Origin of the sequence: Shewanella sp. HL-SH4 (assembly GCF_051164845.1) — a bacterium.
GTDB classification, from domain to species: Bacteria; Pseudomonadota; Gammaproteobacteria; order Enterobacterales; family Shewanellaceae; genus Shewanella; species Shewanella glacialimarina.
Genome location: NZ_CP195037.1, coordinates 2656419 through 2675866 on the forward strand (window position 1 = coordinate 2656419; position 19448 = coordinate 2675866).

The 19448-nt window shown below is 46.0% G+C and carries 9 protein-coding genes and 17 pseudogenes; 4 read left to right on the forward strand and 22 right to left on the reverse strand.

The features are described from left to right. Positions 1–3 precede the first annotated feature (3 nt). From ACRWQL_RS12550 to hemC, 21 genes and pseudogenes are all read right to left on the reverse strand, one after another. A pseudogene (locus ACRWQL_RS12550) lies at positions 4–1941 on the reverse strand (beta strand repeat-containing protein); the annotation flags it as partial. A 6-nt stretch (positions 1942–1947) separates the two neighbouring features. Then, a pseudogene (locus tag ACRWQL_RS12555) lies at positions 1948–3249 on the reverse strand (tandem-95 repeat protein); the annotation flags it as partial. Beyond that, positions 3244–3558, reverse strand: a pseudogene (locus ACRWQL_RS12560) (Ig-like domain-containing protein); the annotation flags it as partial. The pseudogenes ACRWQL_RS12555 and ACRWQL_RS12560, both read right to left, overlap by 6 nt. Further along, positions 3553–3867: pseudogene (locus ACRWQL_RS12565) on the reverse strand (Ig-like domain-containing protein); the annotation flags it as partial. The pseudogenes ACRWQL_RS12565 and ACRWQL_RS12560, both read right to left, overlap by 6 nt. Beyond that, positions 3862–4176, reverse strand: a pseudogene (locus tag ACRWQL_RS12570) (Ig-like domain-containing protein); the annotation flags it as partial. The pseudogenes ACRWQL_RS12565 and ACRWQL_RS12570, both read right to left, overlap by 6 nt. Continuing rightward, positions 4171–4485: pseudogene (locus tag ACRWQL_RS12575) on the reverse strand (Ig-like domain-containing protein); the annotation flags it as partial. The pseudogenes ACRWQL_RS12575 and ACRWQL_RS12570, both read right to left, overlap by 6 nt. Next, a pseudogene (locus tag ACRWQL_RS12580) lies at positions 4480–4794 on the reverse strand (Ig-like domain-containing protein); the annotation flags it as partial. The pseudogenes ACRWQL_RS12575 and ACRWQL_RS12580, both read right to left, overlap by 6 nt. Beyond that, positions 4789–5412: pseudogene (locus ACRWQL_RS12585) on the reverse strand (Ig-like domain-containing protein); the annotation flags it as partial. The pseudogenes ACRWQL_RS12585 and ACRWQL_RS12580, both read right to left, overlap by 6 nt. Further along, a pseudogene (locus ACRWQL_RS12590) lies at positions 5407–6030 on the reverse strand (Ig-like domain-containing protein); the annotation flags it as partial. The pseudogenes ACRWQL_RS12590 and ACRWQL_RS12585, both read right to left, overlap by 6 nt. Next, positions 6025–6327: pseudogene (locus ACRWQL_RS12595) on the reverse strand (Ig-like domain-containing protein); the annotation flags it as partial. The pseudogenes ACRWQL_RS12590 and ACRWQL_RS12595, both read right to left, overlap by 6 nt. Next, positions 6325–6636, reverse strand: a pseudogene (locus ACRWQL_RS12600) (Ig-like domain-containing protein); the annotation flags it as partial. The pseudogenes ACRWQL_RS12600 and ACRWQL_RS12595, both read right to left, overlap by 3 nt. After that, a pseudogene (locus tag ACRWQL_RS12605) lies at positions 6637–7514 on the reverse strand (Ig-like domain-containing protein); the annotation flags it as partial. Positions 7515–7517: 3 nt separating this feature from the next. After that, a pseudogene (locus ACRWQL_RS12610) lies at positions 7518–7817 on the reverse strand (Ig-like domain-containing protein); the annotation flags it as partial. 12 nt (positions 7818–7829) lie between these two features. After that, positions 7830–8120: pseudogene (locus ACRWQL_RS12615) on the reverse strand (Ig-like domain-containing protein); the annotation flags it as partial. 12 nt (positions 8121–8132) lie between these two features. Continuing rightward, a pseudogene (locus ACRWQL_RS12620) lies at positions 8133–8423 on the reverse strand (Ig-like domain-containing protein); the annotation flags it as partial. A gap of 12 nt (positions 8424–8435) precedes the next feature. Then, positions 8436–8693, reverse strand: a pseudogene (locus tag ACRWQL_RS12625) (Ig-like domain-containing protein); the annotation flags it as partial. Positions 8694–8819: 126 nt separating this feature from the next. Then, a pseudogene (locus ACRWQL_RS12630) lies at positions 8820–9056 on the reverse strand (hypothetical protein); the annotation flags it as partial. A 579-nt stretch (positions 9057–9635) separates the two neighbouring features. Continuing rightward, positions 9636–10808 carry a heme biosynthesis HemY N-terminal domain-containing protein gene (locus tag ACRWQL_RS12635; protein WP_434950290.1) on the reverse strand — a complete coding sequence of 391 codons (1173 nt, stop codon included), beginning with the start codon at positions 10806–10808 and terminating at the stop codon, positions 9636–9638. Then, entirely contained in the window at positions 10805–12013 is a 1209-nt protein-coding gene (locus ACRWQL_RS12640; protein WP_434950292.1) for a uroporphyrinogen-III C-methyltransferase, read from the reverse strand. Before ACRWQL_RS12640 ends, ACRWQL_RS12635 begins: the two co-directional genes overlap by 4 nt. A 77-nt stretch (positions 12014–12090) precedes the next feature. Continuing rightward, entirely contained in the window at positions 12091–12813 is a 723-nt protein-coding gene (locus ACRWQL_RS12645; RefSeq protein WP_434950294.1) for a uroporphyrinogen-III synthase, read from the reverse strand. A 10-nt stretch (positions 12814–12823) separates the two neighbouring features. Beyond that, positions 12824–13753: a hydroxymethylbilane synthase gene (gene hemC / locus ACRWQL_RS12650; protein ID WP_434950296.1), complete on the reverse strand. Its 930-nt coding sequence runs from the start codon at positions 13751–13753 to the stop codon at positions 12824–12826. Positions 13754–14212: 459 nt separating this feature from the next. Here hemC and ACRWQL_RS12655 point away from each other — a divergent pair, with 459 nt between their 5' ends. Further along, on the forward strand, positions 14213–16645 hold the full coding sequence (locus ACRWQL_RS12655; protein ID WP_434950299.1) for a class I adenylate cyclase: 2433 nt from the start codon (positions 14213–14215) through the stop codon (positions 16643–16645). Positions 16646–16672: 27 nt separating this feature from the next. Here ACRWQL_RS12655 and cyaY read toward each other — a convergent pair whose 3' ends face one another. Next, positions 16673–17002 carry an iron donor protein CyaY gene (gene cyaY, locus ACRWQL_RS12660; RefSeq protein ID WP_226412997.1) on the reverse strand — a complete coding sequence of 110 codons (330 nt, stop codon included), beginning with the start codon at positions 17000–17002 and terminating at the stop codon, positions 16673–16675. A 79-nt stretch (positions 17003–17081) separates the two neighbouring features. On the opposite strand from cyaY, the gene lptM reads away from it, so the two are divergent. The 3 genes from lptM to dapF are packed head-to-tail and all read left to right on the forward strand — an operon-like array spanning position 17082 to position 19371. Next, entirely contained in the window at positions 17082–17258 is a 177-nt protein-coding gene (gene lptM, locus ACRWQL_RS12665; RefSeq protein ID WP_404829999.1) for an LPS translocon maturation chaperone LptM, read from the forward strand. Positions 17259–17273: 15 nt separating this feature from the next. Continuing rightward, complete coding sequence (gene lysA, locus ACRWQL_RS12670) at positions 17274–18518, forward strand: diaminopimelate decarboxylase (protein WP_434950301.1); 1245 nt, start codon at positions 17274–17276, stop codon at positions 18516–18518. A 25-nt stretch (positions 18519–18543) separates the two neighbouring features. Beyond that, positions 18544–19371, forward strand: coding sequence for a diaminopimelate epimerase (dapF, locus tag ACRWQL_RS12675; protein WP_434931095.1), 828 nt, complete (start codon positions 18544–18546; stop codon positions 19369–19371). Positions 19372–19448 lie beyond the last annotated feature (77 nt).

Here is a 19448-nt window from a genome sequence, read left to right on the forward strand (position 1 = left end):
GATGGTCAAGGTGGAAGTATCAGTGCTTGAGCCGTCGGTTAACACATAAGTGATCAGCGGCACTGGGCCGTTGTAGTTGGCGACCGGGGTAAAGCTGTAGCTGCCGTTGGCGCTTAAGGTAAAGCTGCCGACACCGGTAATGGTGACCGCTTGGCCTAAGGTCAAGGGGCCGGTCACGCCAGCAATGCTGAAGCTTTGCACTGTCACGTCGCCATCAACCGAGCTGGTGCCGGTTAATACGCTGCCAGTGGTGGCGCTGCTGTCTTCTGCCACTGAAATCACTTCGTTTGCGTCAGTGAAGTCATCGTTCACAGGGGTCACTGTGATGGTCAAGGTGGAAGTATCAGTGCTTGAGCCGTCGGTTAACACATAAGTGATCAGCGGCACTGGGCCGTTGTAGTTGGCGACCGGGGTGAAGCTGTAGCTGCCGTTGGCGCTTAAGGTAAAGCTGCCGACACCGGTAATGGTGACCGCTTGGCCTAAGGTCAAGGGGCCGGTCACGCCAGCAATGCTGAAGCTTTGCACTGTCACGTCGCCATCAACCGAGCTGGTGCCGGTTAATACGCTGCCAGTGGTGGCGCTGCTGTCTTCTGCCACTGAAATCACTTCGTTTGCGTCAGTGAAGTCATCGTTCACTGGGGTCACTGTGATGGTCAAGGTGGAAGTATCAGTGCTTGAGCCGTCGGTTAACACATAAGTGATCAGCGGCACTGGGCCGTTGTAGTTGGCGACCGGGGTGAAGCTGTAGTTACCGTTGGCGCTTAAGGTAAAGCTGCCGACACCGGTAATGGTGACCGCTTGGCCTAAGGTCAAGGGGCCGGTCACGCCAGCAATGCTGAAGCTTTGCACTGTCACGTCGCCATCAACCGAGCTGGTGCCGGTTAATACGCTGCCAGTGGTGGCGCTGCTGTCTTCTGCCACTGAAATCACTTCGTTTGCGTCAGTGAAGTCATCGTTCACAGGGGTCACTGTGATGGTCAAGGTGGAAGTATCAGTGCTTGAGCCGTCGGTTAACACATAAGTGATCAGCGGCACTGGGCCGTTGTAGTTGGCGACCGGGGTGAAGCTGTAGTTACCGTTGGCGCTTAAGGTAAAGCTGCCGACACCGGTAATGGTGACCGCTTGGCCTAAGGTCAAGGGGCCGGTCACGCCAGCAATGCTGAAGCTTTGCACTGTCACGTCGCCATCAACCGAGCTGGTGCCGGTTAATACGCTGCCAGTGGTGGCGCTGCTGTCTTCTGCCACTGAAATCACTTCGCTTGCGTCAGTGAAGTCATCGTTCACTGGGGTCACTGTGATGGTCAAGGTGGAAGTATCAGTGCTTGAGCCGTCGGTTAACACATAAGTGATCAGCGGCACTGGGCCGTTGTAGTTGGCGACCGGGGTGAAGCTGTAGTTACCGTTGGCGCTTAAGGTAAAGCTGCCGACACCGGTAATGGTGACCGCTTGGCCTAAGGTCAAGGGGCCGGTCACGCCAGCAATGCTGAAGCTTTGCACTGTCACGTCGCCATCAACCGAGCTGGTGCCGGTTAATACGCTGCCAGTGGTGGCGCTGCTGTCTTCTGCCACTGAAATCACTTCGTTTGCGTCAGTGAAGTCATCGTTCACAGGGGTCACTGTGATGGTCAAGGTGGAAGTATCAGTGCTTGAGCCGTCGGTTAACACATAAGTGATCAGCGGCACTGGGCCGTTGTAGTTGGCGACCGGGGTGAAGCTGTAGTTACCGTTGGCGCTTAAGGTAAAGCTGCCGACACCGGTAATGGTGACCGCTTGGCCTAAGGTCAAGGGGCCGGTCACGCCAGCAATGCTGAAGCTTTGCACTGTCACGTCGCCATCAACCGAGCTGGTGCCGGTTAATACGCTGCCAGTGGTGGCGCTGCTGTCTTCTGCCACTGAAATCACTTCGTTTGCGTCAGTGAAGTTATCGCTCTCTGGGGTCACTGTGATGGTCAAGGTGGAAGTATCAGTGCTTGAGCCGTCGGTTAACACATAAGTGATCAGCGGCACTGGGCCGTTGTAGTTGGCGACCGGGGTGAAGCTGTAGCTGCCGTTGGCGCTTAAGGTAAAGCTGCCGACACCGGTAATGGTGACCGCTTGGCCTAAGGTCAAGGGGCCGGTCACGCCAGCAATGCTGAAGCTTTGCACTGTCACGTCGCCATCAACCGAGCTGGTGCCGGTTAATACGCTGCCAGTGGTGGCGCTGCTGTCTTCTGCCACTGAAATCACTTCGTTTGCGTCAGTGAAGTCATCGTTCACAGGGGTCACTGTGATGGTCAAGGTGGAAGTATCAGTGCTTGAGCCGTCGGTTAACACATAAGTGATCAGCGGCACTGGGCCGTTGTAGTTGGCGACCGGGGTAAAGCTGTAGCTGCCGTTGGCGCTTAAGGTAAAGCTGCCGACACCGGTAATGGTGACCGCTTGGCCTAAGGTCAAGGGGCCGGTCACGCCAGCAATGCTGAAGCTTTGCACTGTCACGTCGCCATCAACCGAGCTGGTGCCGGTTAATACGCTGCCAGTGGTGGCGCTGCTGTCTTCTGCCACTGAAATCACTTCGCTTGCGTCAGTGAAGTCATCGTTCACTGGGGTCACTGTGATGGTCAAGGTGGAAGTATCAGTGCTTGAGCCGTCGGTTAACACATAAGTGATCAGCGGCACTGGGCCGTTGTAGTTGGCGACCGGGGTGAAGCTGTAGTTACCGTTGGCGCTTAAGGTAAAGCTGCCGACACCGGTAATGGTGACCGCTTGGCCTAAGGTCAAGGGGCCGGTCACGCCAGCAATGCTGAAGCTTTGCACTGTCACGTCGCCATCAACCGAGCTGGTGCCGGTTAATACGCTGCCAGTGGTGGCGCTGCTGTCTTCTGCCACTGAAATCACTTCGTTTGCGTCAGTGAAGTCATCGTTCACTGGGGTCACTGTGATGGTCAAGGTGGAAGTATCAGTGCTTGAGCCGTCGGTTAACACATAAGTGATCAGCGGCACTGGGCCGTTGTAGTTGGCGACCGGGGTGAAGCTGTAGTTACCGTTGGCGCTTAAGGTAAAGCTGCCGACACCGGTAATGGTGACCGCTTGGCCTAAGGTCAAGGGGCCGGTCACGCCAGCAATGCTGAAGCTTTGCACTGTCACGTCGCCATCAACCGAGCTGGTGCCGGTTAATACGCTGCCAGTGGTGGCGCTGCTGTCTTCTGCCACTGAAATCACTTCGCTTGCGTCAGTGAAGTCATCGTTCACAGGGGTCACTGTGATGGTCAAGGTGGAGGTTTCACCTGTGTTGGTGGTGTAAGTCACCACAGGCACGCTGCCGTTCCAATCTGCATTTGGGGTAAAGCTGTATGAGCCATTGGCGTTAAGCACTAACACGCCGCCCACTAAGGTGACGCTGTCACCGGCGCTGAAGCTTTCCTGGCTACCATCTGCATCAGTGTCCACCGTGAAGCTGACCACGCTGGTGTTGCTCGATTCATCGTTGCTCAGCACGTTGCCACTGGCGACAGTGTCTTCGCTAACGGTGATCGCATCGCTGGTCACATCACTATTTTGAGGCGTGACTGTGATGGTCAAGGTGGCGGTTTCACCTGTGTTGGTGGTGTACGTCACCACAGGCACGCTGCCGTTCCAATCTGCATTTGGGGTAAAGCTGTAAGAGCCATTGGCGTTAAGCACTAAGACGCCGCCCACTAAGGTGACGCTGTCACCGGCGCTGAAGCTTTCCTGGCTGCCATTTGCATCAGTGTCCACCGTGAAGCTGACCACGCTGGTGTTGCTCGATTCATCGTTGCTGAGCACATTACCACTGGCGACAGTGTCTTCGCTAACGGTGATCGCATCGTTGGTCACATCACTATTTTGAGGCGTGACTGTGATGGTCAAGGTGGCGGTTTCACCTGTGTTGGTGGTGTACGTCACCACTGGCACGCTGCCGTTCCAATCTGCATTTGGGGTAAAGCTGTAAGAGCCATTGGCGTTAAGCACTAAGACGCCGCCCACTAAGGTGACGCTGTCACCGGCGCTGAAGCTTTCCTGGCTGCCATTTGCATCAGTGTCCACCGTGAAGCTGACCACGCTGGTGTTGCTCGATTCATCGTTGCTGAGCACATTACCACTGGCGACAGTGTCTTCGCTAACGGTGATCGCATCGTTGGTCACATCACTATTTTGAGGCGTGACTGTGATGGTCAAGGTGGCGGTTTCACCTGTGTTGGTGGTGTACGTCACCACTGGCACGCTGCCGTTCCAATCTGCATTGGGGGTAAAGCTGTATGAGCCGTTGGCGTTAAGCACTAACACGCCGCCCACTAAGGTGACGCTGTCACCGGCGCTGAAGCTTTCCTGGCTGCCATTTGCATCAGTGTCCACCGTGAAGCTGACCACGCTGGTGTTGCTCGATTCATCGTTGCTGAGCACATTACCACTGGCGACAGTGTCTTCGCTAACGGTGATCGCATCGTTGGTCACATCACTATTTTGAGGCGTGACTGTGATGGTCAAGGTGGCGGTTTCACCTGTGTTGGTGGTGTACGTCACCACTGGCACGCTGCCGTTCCAATCTGCATTGGGGGTAAAGCTGTATGAGCCGTTGGCGTTAAGCACTAACACGCCGCCCACTAAGGTGACGCTGTCACCGGCGCTGAAGCTTTCCTGGCTGCCATTTGCATCAGTGTCCACCGTGAAGCTGACCACGCTGGTGTTGCTCGATTCATCGTTGCTGAGCACATTACCACTGGCGACAGTGTCTTCGCTAACGGTGATCGCATCGTTGGTCACATCACTATTTTGAGGCGTGACTGTGATGGTCAAGGTGGCGGTTTCACCTGTGTTGGTGGTGTACGTCACCACTGGCACGCTGCCGTTCCAATCAGCATTGGGGGTAAAGCTGTATGAGCCGTTGGCGTTAAGCACTAACACGCCGCCCGTTAAGGTGACGCTGTCACCGGCGCTGAAGCTTTCCTGGCTGCCATCTGCATCAGTGTCTACCGTGAAGCTGACCACGCTGGTGTTGCTCGATTCATCGTTGCTCAGCACGTTGCCACTGGCGACAGTGTCTTCGCTAACGGTGATCGCATCGTTACTTGTATCTGCGTTGTCTTCAGTGACCGTGATGGTCAAGGTGGCGGTTTCACCTGTGTTGGTGGTGTAAGTCACCACTGGCACGCTGCCGTTCCAATCTGCATTTGGGGTAAAGCTGTATGAGCCGTTGGCGTTAAGCACTAACACGCCGCCCACTAAGGTGACGCTGTCACCGGCGCTGAAGCTTTCCTGGCTGCCATTTGCATCAGTGTCCACCGTGAAGCTGACCACGCTGGTGTTGCTCGATTCATCGTTACTCAGCACGTTGCCACTGGCGACAGTGTCTTCGCTAACGGTGATCGCATCGTTGGTCACATCACTATTTTGAGGCGTGACTGTGATGGTCAAGGTGGCGGTTTCACCTGTGTTGGTGGTGTAAGTCACCACTGGCACGCTGCCGTTCCAATCTGCATTTGGGGTAAAGCTGTATGAGCCGTTGGCGTTAAGCACTAACACGCCGCCCACTAAGGTGACGCTGTCACCGGCGCTGAAGCTTTCCTGGCTGCCATTTGCATCAGTGTCCACCGTGAAGCTGACCAAGCTGGTGTTGCTTGATTCATCGTTGCTGAGCACATTACCACTGGCGACAGTGTCTTCGCTAACGGTGATCGCATCGTTACTTGTATCTGCGTTGTCTTCAGTGACTGTGATGGTCAAGGTGGCGGTTTCACCTGTGTTGGTGGTGTAAGTCACCACTGGCACGCTGCCGTTCCAATCTGCATTTGGGGTAAAGCTGTATGAGCCATTGGCGTTAAGCACTAAGACGCCGCCCACTAAGGTGACGCTGTCACCGGCGCTGAAGCTTTCCTGACTACCATTTGCATCAGTGTCCACCGTGAAGCTGACCACGCTGGTGTTGCTCGATTCATCGTTGCTCAGCACGTTACCACTGGCGACAGTGTCTTCGCTAACGGTGATCGCATCGTTGGTCACATCACTATTTTGAGGCGTGACTGTGATGGTCAAGGTGGCGGTTTCACCTGTGTTGGTGGTGTAAGTCACCACTGGCACGCTGCCGTTCCAATCTGCATTTGGGGTAAAGCTGTATGAGCCATTGGCGTTAAGCACTAAGACGCCGCCCACTAAGGTGACGCTGTCACCGGCGCTGAAGCTTTCCTGGCTGCCATTTGCATCAGTGTCCACCGTGAAGCTGACTACGCTGGTGTTGCTCGATTCATCGTTGCTCAGCACGTTGCCACTGGCGACAGTGTCTTCGCTAACGGTGATCGCATCGTTACTTGTATCTGTGTTGTCTGCACCCACATTGATGGTCAGGGTACCGATGTCAGTTAATGTGCCGTCGGTAACCGTGTAATCCACTGTGTCGACGCCATTGAAATTCAGCGGTGGGGTGTAGGTGTAACTGCCATCAGCGGCAATAGCGATCGTACCGCCCTGAGTGGTGGTAAAGGTGCCCGCAACCACAGATAAGCTATCGCCGTCTAAATCAGTGTCGTTGGCATCTAAGTCGATGCTTGAGTTGAAGACTGTATCTTCTTGAATAGTAATTACATCATCAACAGCCACAGGTGCATCGTTTACTGCACCCACATTGATGGTCAGGGTACCGATGTCAGTTAATGTGCCGTCGGTAACCGTGTAATCCACTGTGTCGACGCCATTAAAATTCAACGGGGGGTGTAGGTGTAACTGCCATCAGCGGCAATAACGATCGTACCGCCTTGAGTGGTAGTAAAGGTGCCCGGTACAACCGTTAGGCTATCGCCGTCTAAATCAGTGTCGTTGGCATCTAAATCTACTGTTGAGGTAAATGTGGTGTCTTCCTGGACATTAATTACATCATCAACAGCCACAGGTGCATCGTTTTCAGGTGTAATTTCAATAGTTAACGTTGCTGTTGCACCAGTATTAGTGGTGTAAGTGATAATCGGAACTTGACCATTCCAATTTTCATTAGGCGTAAAAGTATAAGACCCATCTTCATTGATGATTAATATGCCACCGTCGAGAGTCACTTCAGAATCGGCAAGGTAAGTCACACCACCGATGTCAAAACTGATGACAGTCAGATCAGAATCTGGATCGCTGTCATTATCTAATACATTACCTGACACAGGGGTATCTTCAGCAGCCACAACTGAATCATTTTCGGTAACAGTAGGGTCGTCAACCGGTGTAATTTCAATAGTTAACGTTGCTGTTGCACCAGTATTAGTGGTGTAAGTGATAATCGGAACTTGACCATTCCAATTTTCATTAGGCGTAAAAGTATAAGACCCATCTTCATCGATGATTAATATGCCGCCGTCGAGAGTCACTTCAGTGCCAGCAGGATAGATTTCACCATTAATGTCAAAACTTACCACAGTAAGATCAGAATCTGGATCGCTGTCATTATCTAATACATTACCTGACACAGGGGTATCTTCAGCAGCCACAACTGAATCATTTTCGGTAACAGTAGGGTCGTCAACCGGTGTGATTTCAATAGTTAACGTTGCTGATGCACCAGTATTAGTGGTGTAAGTGATAATCGGAACTTGACCATTCCAATTTTCATTAGGCGTAAAAGTATAAGACCCATCTTCATCGATGATTAATATGCCGCCATCGAGAGTCACTCCAGTGCCAGCAGGATAGGTTTCACCATTAATGTCAAAACTGACCACAGTAAGATCAGAATCTGGATCGCTGTCATTATCTAATACATTACCTGACACAGGGGTATCTTCAGCAGCCACAACTGAATCATTTTCGGTAACAGTAGGGTCGTCAACCGGTGTGATTTCAATATTTAACGTTGCTGTTGCACCAGTATTAGTGGTGTAAGTGATAATCGGAACTTGACCATTCCAATTTTCATTAGGCGTAAAAGTATAAGAGCCATCTTCATTGATGATTAATATGCCGCCGTCGAGAGTCACTTCAGTGCCAGCAGGATAGATTTCACCATTAATGTCAAAACTGACCACAGTAAGATCAGAATCTGGATCGCTGTCATTATCTAATACATTACCTGACACAGGGGTATCTTCAGCAGCCACAACTGAATCATTTTCGGTAACAGTAGGGTCGTCAACCGGTGTAATTTCAATAGTTAACGTTGCTGTTGCACCAGTATTAGTGGTGTAAGTGATAATCGGAACTTGACCATTCCAATTTTCATTAGGCGTAAAAGTATAAGACCCATCTTCATCGATGATTAATATGCCACCGTCGAGAGTCACTTCAGTGCCAGCAGGATAGGTTTCACCATTAATGTCAAAACTGACCACGGTAAGATCAGAATCTGGATCGCTGTCGTTATCTAGTACATTACCTGACACAGGGGTATCTTCAGCCGCTGTTACTGAATCATTTTCAGTAACTGTTGGGTCGTCAACCGGTGTAATTTCAATGGTTAACGTCGCTGTTGCGCCAGTATTGGTGGTGTAAGTGATAACCGGAACTTGACCGTTCCAATTTTCATTAGGTGTGAAAGTATAAGAACCATCTTCATTGATGATTAATACGCCGCCGTCAAGAGTCACTTCTGTGCCAGCTGGATATGTCTCGCCATTAATTTCAAACGTAACAATTGATAACTCAGAATCAGGGTCGACGTCATTTGCAAGCAAATTGCCTGCAATAACTTCATCTTCAGCAACGATTTGGGTGTCGTTTGCCAATACAGACGGTACATCTTCGGGAGTAATGGTATTTTCTTCGACAGTTAGAGGGCTAACAGCGGGTTGGGCCGCAGTGTTAAAGCCAGCATTCGCAATGGTTTCATTACCAGAACGATCTAATGTGATAAAACTACCACCTTCGTTACCGGTTGTTGGTGTACCTGCAGCGGTTTCAGGAAGGTCAACAGTTGGATCCTCACCTGACGCAATAAGGGCTTGTAATGCTTCTATTTCATCAAGCGCTTCAAGGTTAGTTAAATCGTCATTTAACTCTGGTTGCGTAACAGAGATATCATCTTGAGAAAAAATGGTGCCATCATCAAAGGTGATAACAAAACGTGCGCTGTCATCAAAAATTAACAAACTACCCTCGGGGATTATTTGCCCTGGCTGTAAAATTGTTAATTGATTACCAGCAGATATACTGATTTGGCTTTGTGCCTCAGTTAATACGCCTGCTTTTGTTGTTATCGTACCCATTAATTAGCTCCCAACAGCTATTCCTGACTCGGAAATATTCAATACATTATAGACTTAGCATAACGATGTAAGATGTCTGTGCTTTACAACGCCATACACTAACCCAGATTTAACAATTTTACTTCAAAGACACTAGAAATGTCAATTTTTTGACGTGTTTTTGACTAGTCTTAACCATATGACTTTTTTAAAAAAGCCGATTTATCTGCGCATATATTATTCAACATACTCATTTTAAAACGATGCCAATTGAAGAATAAAGATTGATGCTTTTTAAGTCGTGTTAGCTACATGAGCGATTCAGCTATGTAAATATGTTATTAAATGAACATAAATTTACCCAGAATCGTTATCGGTTATCGGTAGAAAAAGTTTAGTTAATTCGATTCTTACTGGGTCTAAAAATGCAAAAAAGCCTGCAATTTTATGCAGGCTTTATGGGGAATAAAATAATGTATATAGCTAGCTACTAGCGTTAGCTGCATGACGATAGCTTTGCATCGCCATCGTATTATCACCCAGTTGCTCTTGTACTTGCGCTAAAGCTAACCATCTAGTGCGACTTGGTGCAATTTGACAGGCATTGTACCAATGTATTTTGGCTTGCTTAAAATCACGAGTTTGTAAGGCTAACTTAGCCAAACATTCTTGGTAATTGACAACATTTTCATGTGTTTGCTCAAATTTGCTGAGCAGCTTTCGAATATCATTATCATGTGCGCTAGCTATTTCAGCTACCGCATCGAATAAACTCTCAACAGGGTTAGTTTTCAACTGTTTATAAAGCAGTTTTAATGCTTCATCTTTACGTTGTAGCTTACATAATCCATAAAGATAGGCAATTAGGGTTTGAACTTGATTACGTTCAGATTTACTTAGCCAGCCCCAACATTTGTCGAGTTCACCCGCCGTTGCTTCAGCAGCTTGATTGATTAAATGGATATTAGCTTTGGTCGTTATTTCGATGATATCCTCATCGGAATAAATATGTCGCTTAGCTAAAGCCGGCATAATTAATTTAAGCGCTGCCCAGTCTTGTTGAGCTAGATATAAATCGGCTGCCAGCTTGATTACTGAGTCTTTACTTTTGCTGGTTGGATCAAGTTCATTCAACAGGATGCGGGCTTGAGTTAATTCGCCTTGTTTCAATAAATAGCGCGTGTGAGTAGTCAGTACAGCCTTTTTGGCTAAAGGATCCAATTGTGCTTTAGCAAGGTACTTATCACGTTCAGTGGTTTTATGTTGATGTTGTGCGGCTCTTGCTGCAGCAAAATAATTAAGCGCCGGCAGCTCGCCATTTTCAGCACCTTTTACCATGGCTTTCTCAGCGGTAGGCCAATCCTCTTCTGCTAGGGCTAATGCACCAATTAAAGTTTGTTTTTTGGCTTTTTTAATACGCCAACGCTCAGGTAAATAGCGACTACTTAACACTAAAGTCAATAGCAATACTAAGACCCTTTTAGTCAATGCTAAGCCAATATAAAAGACTATTAATGCAAATAAGCCAAAAGCTAAACTGGTTTCAATTTGATAGTCCCATATTGCTATATAAATATAGCCTTTGGTTTCTAAAAGGTACGGTGTGACACACAAACCTAACAGAATGATAATCACATAAGCCAACATTTTTATCATAGTGCTGGCTCCTCTTCAGGCATCATTTTCCCGTAAGTCATTAACTGTTGTAACAGTGGGGTAGATTTAAACTGATAAGCATTAACTGACTCAATAGACAGCTGTGATAACACTTTAAGCTGAGCAAGTGTATTTTGGGTGCGACGATCACTAGTATCAAAATACTGGTTTACCCAACGATGAGCATAATTAATCGCACTTTGATAACCCTGTTGATCATAGTTATGTAGTGAAAACTGAGCTTGTAATAATTTTAGGCGCACATTTTCCACTAAATACCATTGTTGTTCTAACGGCAGTAGCGGTTCTAAATCAGTGGTGCGCTCGCGGATAGTGATAAAACCTTCAATAAATTGCTTAAATGACTTAGATAAATTCGTTTGCCAGTCATCAATAGAATCAGATAGAGGTTCAGCTAATTCATCCACGGCTAAATCTGTATCAGCTTGATTTAAGGGAAGGTTAGCTACTTGGTCTATTACCGCATCAATGGCATACACAGAGCCTGCGACATCTGTCGTTTTAATCGAACGCGTTGCGGCAATATCCTGTGCGATGGCTTTACGCAGTTGATGTAAGGCGGGATCTTTCATTGCTTCAATGCGGTTATCGGCCGACTGCAACAAGCTTGCTGCAGTTTGAGGGTCTTTTTCAAGCCACAGTTTTCTACTTGCCATACGCACTAGATAGTCGGCTTCAGACGCCATCCAATGGTTCGGACTGCGTTGAGCGACTACTGCGACTCGTTCTTGTAGTTGTTTTTGCGCCTGTTGCAGCATAGCCAACTGCTGATAAGCTTTTACATCATTGGTTTGTTGCTGTTCTAATTGGGCAATACGTTGGTTTGGCTCGGATAGTGACTGCTGTAATTCTTGTTTTAGCTTTTGATTGTTTGTTTCAAGCGTAGTTAATTCAGCGGCTAACTCTTGCTGTTGATTTTGCTGACTTTCTTGTTGTGAATTGAGTTGTAAATAAAGCCAATAACAACCAGCAATAGCCGTGCCAGCAGCAATCCAGCTAATAAAAATACTTAATCGAACCCACCATGAACTGCGTAACTTACGAAGCCGACTTGAAGGACCTGGTTGACGTTTTGGCGTAGGAGAGGCAGCTTTTGCAGCTTGAGGTGAGTCGCCCTTTGCCTGAGGTTTAGACACTACATCATGAGTATCAACTTCAGTGGATTCGAGTTTGTTATTTTCCATGAACAGTCCTTGAAAGCAAAATACGACAAATTGATAGTGAAAGGCTCACTATCATTGAACAGTGTTAAATAGTGAAATTACGCTGTTAAGCCCAATGCGACAAGTATTGCCTGAGTATTTGCTCCATTTGCATTGGTTACTTTATGTAAACCTAATGCATTTGCCTGTAATTTCACACGATTACTTGGCACTATGATATGACATGAATCTAACCATGCAAATAACTCTTTTGGAATTAACGCAATTAAATTGGTTAATATCTCACCACTAGTGACCACAATTGTGTCGATACCGAAATCTAGCCATTGTGGAACAACCTGTTGATTATCGAGTGTTGGCCGCGAGCGTTGGTATACATCCCAATAGCTGACATTAGCCCCCCGCAGTTCGAGTTGTTCAGCTATTGTTTCGCGTCCACCTGAGCCGCGGCAGATAATAAAGGATTGTTTATTAATATGTTGCAGCTGTGGTAATGATAAAAGCCCTTCACTGTCTTGGCTATTTTCTGGGGCAGAAAATACAGTCAAGTTGTATTGTTTTAATGCATCAGCCGTGGCTTGACCTACAGCAAAGTAGCGACATTGAGAGGGGAATAATTTATGACGTTTTTCTGCGGTAAATGTCACTGCATTAGTGCTAATAAAAATGAGATTATCAACGTCATCAAAAAAAACAGGGGCTGGTAGGTTAGTCGCTTCTACACCTAGAAGTGGAGTGACTATATGAGCAACTTGATACTTATCAAGTTGCTCAATCATATCTTGATTACGACCTTCTGGACGTGTCAGCAAGACTTTCATATTTTAGCCGTTACTGGGCGTAAACCGCATCAAGAATGGTTTTAGCACCACGACTTAATAAGTCATTCGCCAGTGCCTGCCCAAGTTCGATAGCCTGTGTTTTCTCACCAGCGACCTGGCCAGTAATCACCTGGCTACCATCAGGATTACCCACTAAACCGCGAAGTGTTAAGGTGTCGCCGATAATTTCGGCATAGGCACCAATAGGCACCTGACAACCGCCCTCCAGGCGAGTATTCATGGCGCGCTCTGCTAATACACGATAACGGGTTTCTAAATGCTCAAGTGGTGCTAATAAGTTTTTTACTCGCTCATCATTAGTGCGGCACTCAATTCCCACAGCACCTTGGCCGTTTGCGGGTAATGATTCCTCTGCGGAAATAAAGCTGGCGATACGCTGTTTTAACTCTAGACGAATTAAGCCAGCAGCAGCAAGGATAATGGCATCATAATCACCACTGTCTAGTTTGGCCAAACGGGTACCAACATTACCGCGTAAATCTTTGATGACCAAATCAGGGCGAGCTGCACGAATTTGACATTGACGACGTAGGCTTGATGTTCCTACAACAGCACCTTGCGGTAATTCACTGATAGTTTTATAACTATTAGACACGAATGCATCGCGGGGATCTTCACGCTCACAAATTACTTGTAAGCCTAGTCCCTCAGGAAAGTCTACGGGTACGTCTTTCATTGAATGCACTGCAATATCGGCGCGGTCTTCCATTATGGCAACTTCAAGTTCTTTGACAAAAAGCCCCTTACCACCCACTTTAGCTAATGGTGTGTCTAAAATAACATCGCCTTTAGTGCTCATTGGCAGTAGCTCAACAATCAAGCCTGGATGAATGCGTTCTAATTCAGCTTTTACAAACTCAGCTTGCCACATTGCCAGTGGACTTTTACGCGTTGCAATACGAATAGTGTTTTCAGACATGGCCATATTTATCCATCAACTAACAGTAATTGCGCTAATGCTAACATTGGATTAAGGAGTTTGTCATAACTGTGTTGAAATTGTTTGAAGTTGCGCGATGATTTTATCATTTGACCTTAATCTACTTAAGTTAGGGGGCGATAAAGCAAAATAATAAAGAAACTATTTTAACGGACATGATGCAGAGGTTTAGCCCTACTTAAGTTCATTTAAATGCTATAAGCAGTAAAATTAGCGGTTAGCGCTTATTTGGTAGCCATCGAAGTTATTATCTGAATTCGGCTGTCTTTAGTTTTGTTCTACGACCTTTGGTCAGATTGCTAAAACTGAATTTAGTGTTAACCTTGTCACATCGAATAGATTTTTTTGATATAGATCACTCCCGTGCATCCATATGAGTTGAAAGCTATGGTTTGCACGATTAAAGTCGCTGAGATAAGTGGTTTAAGGATGGAGTCTTTGCACGTTTTACCCGATTTAAATACTGACAACACTAGCGCAATTTATCGTGCTGAAAAATTGAATTCGTTGAGGTTACAACGAGTTAAATTAACCTTGTCCGATCAACAATATCAGTTGTTTTTGCTCATACCTTATCTTTTACAGATTAATGATTTTCAATTACCGGGTTTTATCGATGCAGTAACGCCATCGGGAATTTGCGATTTCAAATTTTCATCTGTACTCGAGCAAGCGTGTCAAGCTGCCGGCGTACCATATATACCAACAGTGTCTGAGCAACCCTATGCATTTGAAGGCATTTACGCCATGGGAAGCTCATCTAGTTTTGGTCAAAACCTCAATAGTGATGTTGACATCTGGTTAGTGCATCACATAACGTTGAGCCAGATAGAAATAGGCCTACTTCATGCAAAAGCTTCTCAGTTAACCGCTTGGTTTGCTCAATTTGATTTTGAAGTAAATTTTTATCTTATTCACCCTAACCAATTCCGCGAATGCAGTTTGTATGAAAACTGCCAACCATTGGGTGAAGAACACAGTGGGTCGGTTCAGCATTGGTTGTTACTGGAAGAGTTTTATCGCACTCATATTCGATTAGCCGGCAAATATGTTGCTTGGTGGCCGGAAGCGACTGGCGATGCGTTGCTGTTTTTAGGTGACTTGAAAAACTTGCCTGCCAGCGAGTATTTTGGTGCATCTTTGTGGCAGTTATATAAAGGTCTCAATAAGCCGCATAAAGCGCTATTAAAAGTATTATTACTTGAAGTTTATGCCAGCGAGTATCCGCAAAATCATATGGCCACAGAAGAAGTTTGGCAATATTGTTTAAATGATAATTTCTCTGACGATAATGATGCCTACCTTATTCTATATCAACGTATAGAGCATTATTTGTTATCTCGCCGGGAAGTTAAAAGGCTTGAAATTGTACGACGCTGTTTTTACCTTAAATGCGGCATCGCATTATCTGAACCACAACACACACAGCATGATTGGCGCTATCAAAAACTCACAGATCTAACGGTGGATTGGTGTTGGCCAACTAGTCTACTAGTCACTTTAGACAATGCGACAAACTGGCATTCTGGTCAGTTACAATGGTTTAATCAGCAGTTAAACGAGTTGCTGCTTGCTAGCTATAAAAACCTGCTTCAATTTGCTTCTAAACATGAACTTAGCGATCGCATGCGAGTTGAAGAGCTTGGCCTATTAGCGCGTAAGTTGCATGGTTTTTTCAGTGATGATCCCCATACTTTACCCCCGCTTAATCCACTGTGGAGTCAAAATGTCAGTGAACCACAGCTTGCAGTATGGTTTTCAAAAAAGAAAGAACAATATCAATTATTTAGAGGCGTCAGTAACGCGGCTAACCTCATCGGGCAGCAGGCATTGTTTGTTGGAAAAACCGACGTAGATGTGGTGGCTTGGGCGGTGATGAATGGTTTGGTTACCGACAGAACATATTGGTATAGCATTGGGCGAAATAAAGCCTATGCCACCAAATTAGCACGCTTAGCCAAAGGGCTAATGCAAAATGTTAACCATACGATTGAAGTGACTAAACGCCATTTATGCCAACCTTGGTTTTATCAGCGCATCATCGTTATCGCCAATATGGATAATGATGTAACTGAGCAATGGCATGGACAAGAGATCATGGTCGATTATATGAATGGTGATATTTTGTCGCTAGGCCGTGATAAGAAAAATATGGTATCGAGTATTGATATTATCAGCTTAAATAGTTGGGGTGAGTGGCACAGCCACCGATTTGAAGGTGAAGTAGCGGTGCTAGAGGCGCTCTCTTTCTTAGTGCTAGGATTGAAACGCGCCAATACACAAAGTCAATTATCGGTATTGTCCTGCTCCACTAAGTTGGTCAAACAAATTCAGGACCAACTTATGCAATTACTGAAATTATGCCATCAAACCATTCAAAATGTGACCGACAGTCAAACACTGCTCATTGAGCTCAATATGGGCAGTCAAAAATACGGTTTACATTTTAATTCTTTGGGTATGGTTTATAACGTGTTAGCTAGCTCTAGAAACATGTTCCACTATAACAGGCCACGCTTAGTCACTCACCTACCACGTCCTGAACTTAATAATGAGCCATTTTCAACAGTACCAGCAATTATTCAACGTTATATAGCTCATGGTGCAAAACAGTTTTTTTTAAGGCAATTAAGCCATAAGTTGGAAGTTATTCTTGTCGATGAAACTAATATACTGACCCATAGCGTGCACGACAATATGACTATAAGCCAATTAGTGAACCAGCAGAGTTTAAGTTTTGTGAAAGACAGTCACTGCGATCAACAAGCATTTTTTAATATGCCGCAATTTTTTCGGTTAGTGAGAAAAGAGGGCTCATTGAAGGTCGAACCTTTTGGCGTAACGGAAGATGAAATGGGCTCAGCGTTCTAGCTAAACCCATTAACAGTGGTAATAGGATTAAATGGTAATCACTATTCCACCTTGCTTAGCAATTGAATCAAGTACAAATGGCACAAAATCAATGTTATTACGGGTATCTAACCATTTACCATTTTGGTAAGCAAAGTGGTATCCACCAGTGATGGTCGCTAACCAGATCTCGTGCAAAGGTTCTTGCTTGTTGATCACAATTTGCGAACCATCTTCAAAGGTCAATTGCACTAGATTTCCGCTGTAATTGATGTCTACATCCGCGTCTTGTTCGTCAATAGCGGTTTCAATAGCGTTATCGATTGCGCTGAATATTTCATCAGCTAATTGGTGAAACTCTGTATCTGTCATAGCCATGCATTTCTATCCTTTGCTTTCTGCGAGATGAATGCGATTATAAGGCCATAATTGATCAGATGCACAGATGTTGAGAAAAATGAGACTGCTTTTATTACTTTTGCTTGCTAGCCTAGTGCTAAGCGCCTGTGGTCAGAAAGGGCCTTTATACAAAACTCCCGCGCAGGAAGATAATAAAATTTCCGCAGCGCCAATTACGGCTGACTTAGAAACACTACCAGCGGGATCAGACTCAACAGCTGATATACAGCAATAATATAGGAAACGTATTGTGGATTTTTTTACTTATCAAGACAGTCATTTATTTGCCGAAGGTTGCGACGTCAGTGCATTAGCCAAAAAATATGGTACGCCACTGTATATTTATTCTCGCGCAACGCTAGAGCGCCACTGGCATGCTTTTGATAAGGCTGTCGCTAATCATCCTCATTTGGTTTGCTATGCCGTAAAAGCTAATTCTAACTTAGGTGTACTCAATGCCCTAGCTCGCCTGGGCAGTGGTTTTGATATCGTATCAGGTGGTGAATTGTCACGCGTTTTACAAGCCGGTGGTGATCCTAAAAAAGTAGTCTTTTCGGGAGTAGGTAAAACCATTACTGAGATGGAGCAGGCATTAAAAATCGGTATTTATTGTTTTAATGTTGAATCAAGTGCCGAGCTTGAGCTATTAAATGAGGTTGCTGGCCGTTTAGGTAAAATCGCGCCGGTATCATTACGGGTTAATCCTGATGTTGATGCAGGCACCCACCCTTATATTTCTACCGGCTTAAAAGAAAATAAGTTTGGTATTGCGATGGAAGAAGCTGAGCAAGTTTTTGCCCGCGCAGCCGAGTTACCTCACTTACATGTTAAAGGGGTCGATTGTCATATTGGCTCGCAGTTAACTGAACTAAAACCGTTTTTAGATGCGATGGATCGTATGCTGTCTTTGATAGACCGCTTAGCTGAGCAAGGTATTGTGATTGAGCATTTTGATGTGGGTGGTGGCTTAGGTGTGCCTTATAATAATGAAACACCTCCTCACCCAGACGCTTACGCCGCTGCGTTACTTGATCGCTTAGGGCAAAGACCTATTAAGCTGATTTTCGAACCTGGCCGAGCCATTGCTGCAAATGCAGGTATTTTTGTCACTGAAGTGTTATTCCTCAAAGAAAACAGCGACAAACGCTTTGCCATTGTTGATGGTGCTATGAATGACTTAATTCGTCCATCGCTTTATAGTGCGTGGCAGAATATTATTCCTGTTAACCAAACTGACGCACCAACCCAAGCTTATGATGTGGTTGGGCCAGTATGCGAAACCGGCGACTTTTTAGGTAAAGACAGACAATTAGCGGTTAAAGCTGGCGACTTATTAGCAGTGCGTTCAAGTGGCGCATATGGATTTGTGATGTCATCTAATTATAATTCTCGCCCACGGGTGGCAGAAGTGATGGTTGATGGCGAACAAGATATACTGGTGCGTGAGCGTGAAACCATGGCGCAACTTTGGCAAGGTGAACACCTGCTACCTTAATGAGTAAATGGAAAAGGAAACACCTTTGATTCAATTCACCAAAATGCATGGGCTAGGCAATGATTTTATGGTCGTTGATGGTATTACCCAAAATGTATTTTTTTCGCCAGAGCAAATTCGTCGATTAGCTAATCGAAATTTTGGGATCGGTTTTGATCAATTATTATTGGTCGAGCCGCCCTATGATCCCGATTTAGATTTTCATTATCGTATTTTTAATGCCGATGGCAGTGAAGTTGAGCAATGTGGTAATGGTGCGCGATGCTTCGCTCGTTTTGTGCGTAATAAAGGCTTAACCAACAAGAATAAAATTCGGGTGAGTACCAGTTCTGGCAAAATAACCCTGCGTATTGAGCGAGATGGTTTAGTCACAGTCAATATGGGCGTACCTGTCACTGACCCGAACCACATTCCGTTTAAAGCTAAAAAGAGTGAGAAAACCTATTTACTGCAAACCCCTATGCAAACTTTTTTATGTGGTGCTGTATCAATGGGCAATCCACATTGCGTGCTTGAAGTAGAAAATGTAGAAAATGCCGCAGTTGCGGAAATAGGTGCCATGTTAACTAACCATGAGCGATTCCCAAAAGGGGTTAATGTCGGCTTTATGCAAGTCATAAGCCCAAGCCATATTAAGCTTAGGGTTTATGAGCGTGGCGCTGCAGAAACACTGGCCTGTGGCACTGGCGCCTGTGCCGCTGTTGCTGTGGGGATACTGCAAGACAAGTTAGACAATGAAGTGCGCGTAGACTTACCCGGTGGTTCATTAACCATTAATTGGGAAGGTGAAGGTAAGTCGTTGTGGATGACAGGCCCTGCTGAACATGTATATGATGGTCAAATACAGTTGTAATATTTAGGTAGATTAATTTTTTATGAATGAGATAACGTCAGCTGCTGATGCAGCATCAATCCAAGATACATTATTGG

Coding starts and splice junctions, on each gene's coding strand:
- ACRWQL_RS12635 (WP_434950290.1), bottom strand. CDS start 10,808: ATGATAAAAATGTTGGCTTATGTGATTATCATTCTGTTAGGTTTGTGT.
- ACRWQL_RS12640 (WP_434950292.1), bottom strand. CDS start 12,013: ATGGAAAATAACAAACTCGAATCCACTGAAGTTGATACTCATGATGTA.
- ACRWQL_RS12645 (WP_434950294.1), bottom strand. CDS start 12,813: ATGAAAGTCTTGCTGACACGTCCAGAAGGTCGTAATCAAGATATGATT.
- hemC (WP_434950296.1), bottom strand. CDS start 13,753: ATGTCTGAAAACACTATTCGTATTGCAACGCGTAAAAGTCCACTGGCA.
- cyaY (WP_226412997.1), bottom strand. CDS start 17,002: ATGGCTATGACAGATACAGAGTTTCACCAATTAGCTGATGAAATATTC.
- lptM (WP_404829999.1), top strand. CDS start 17,082: ATGAGACTGCTTTTATTACTTTTGCTTGCTAGCCTAGTGCTAAGCGCC.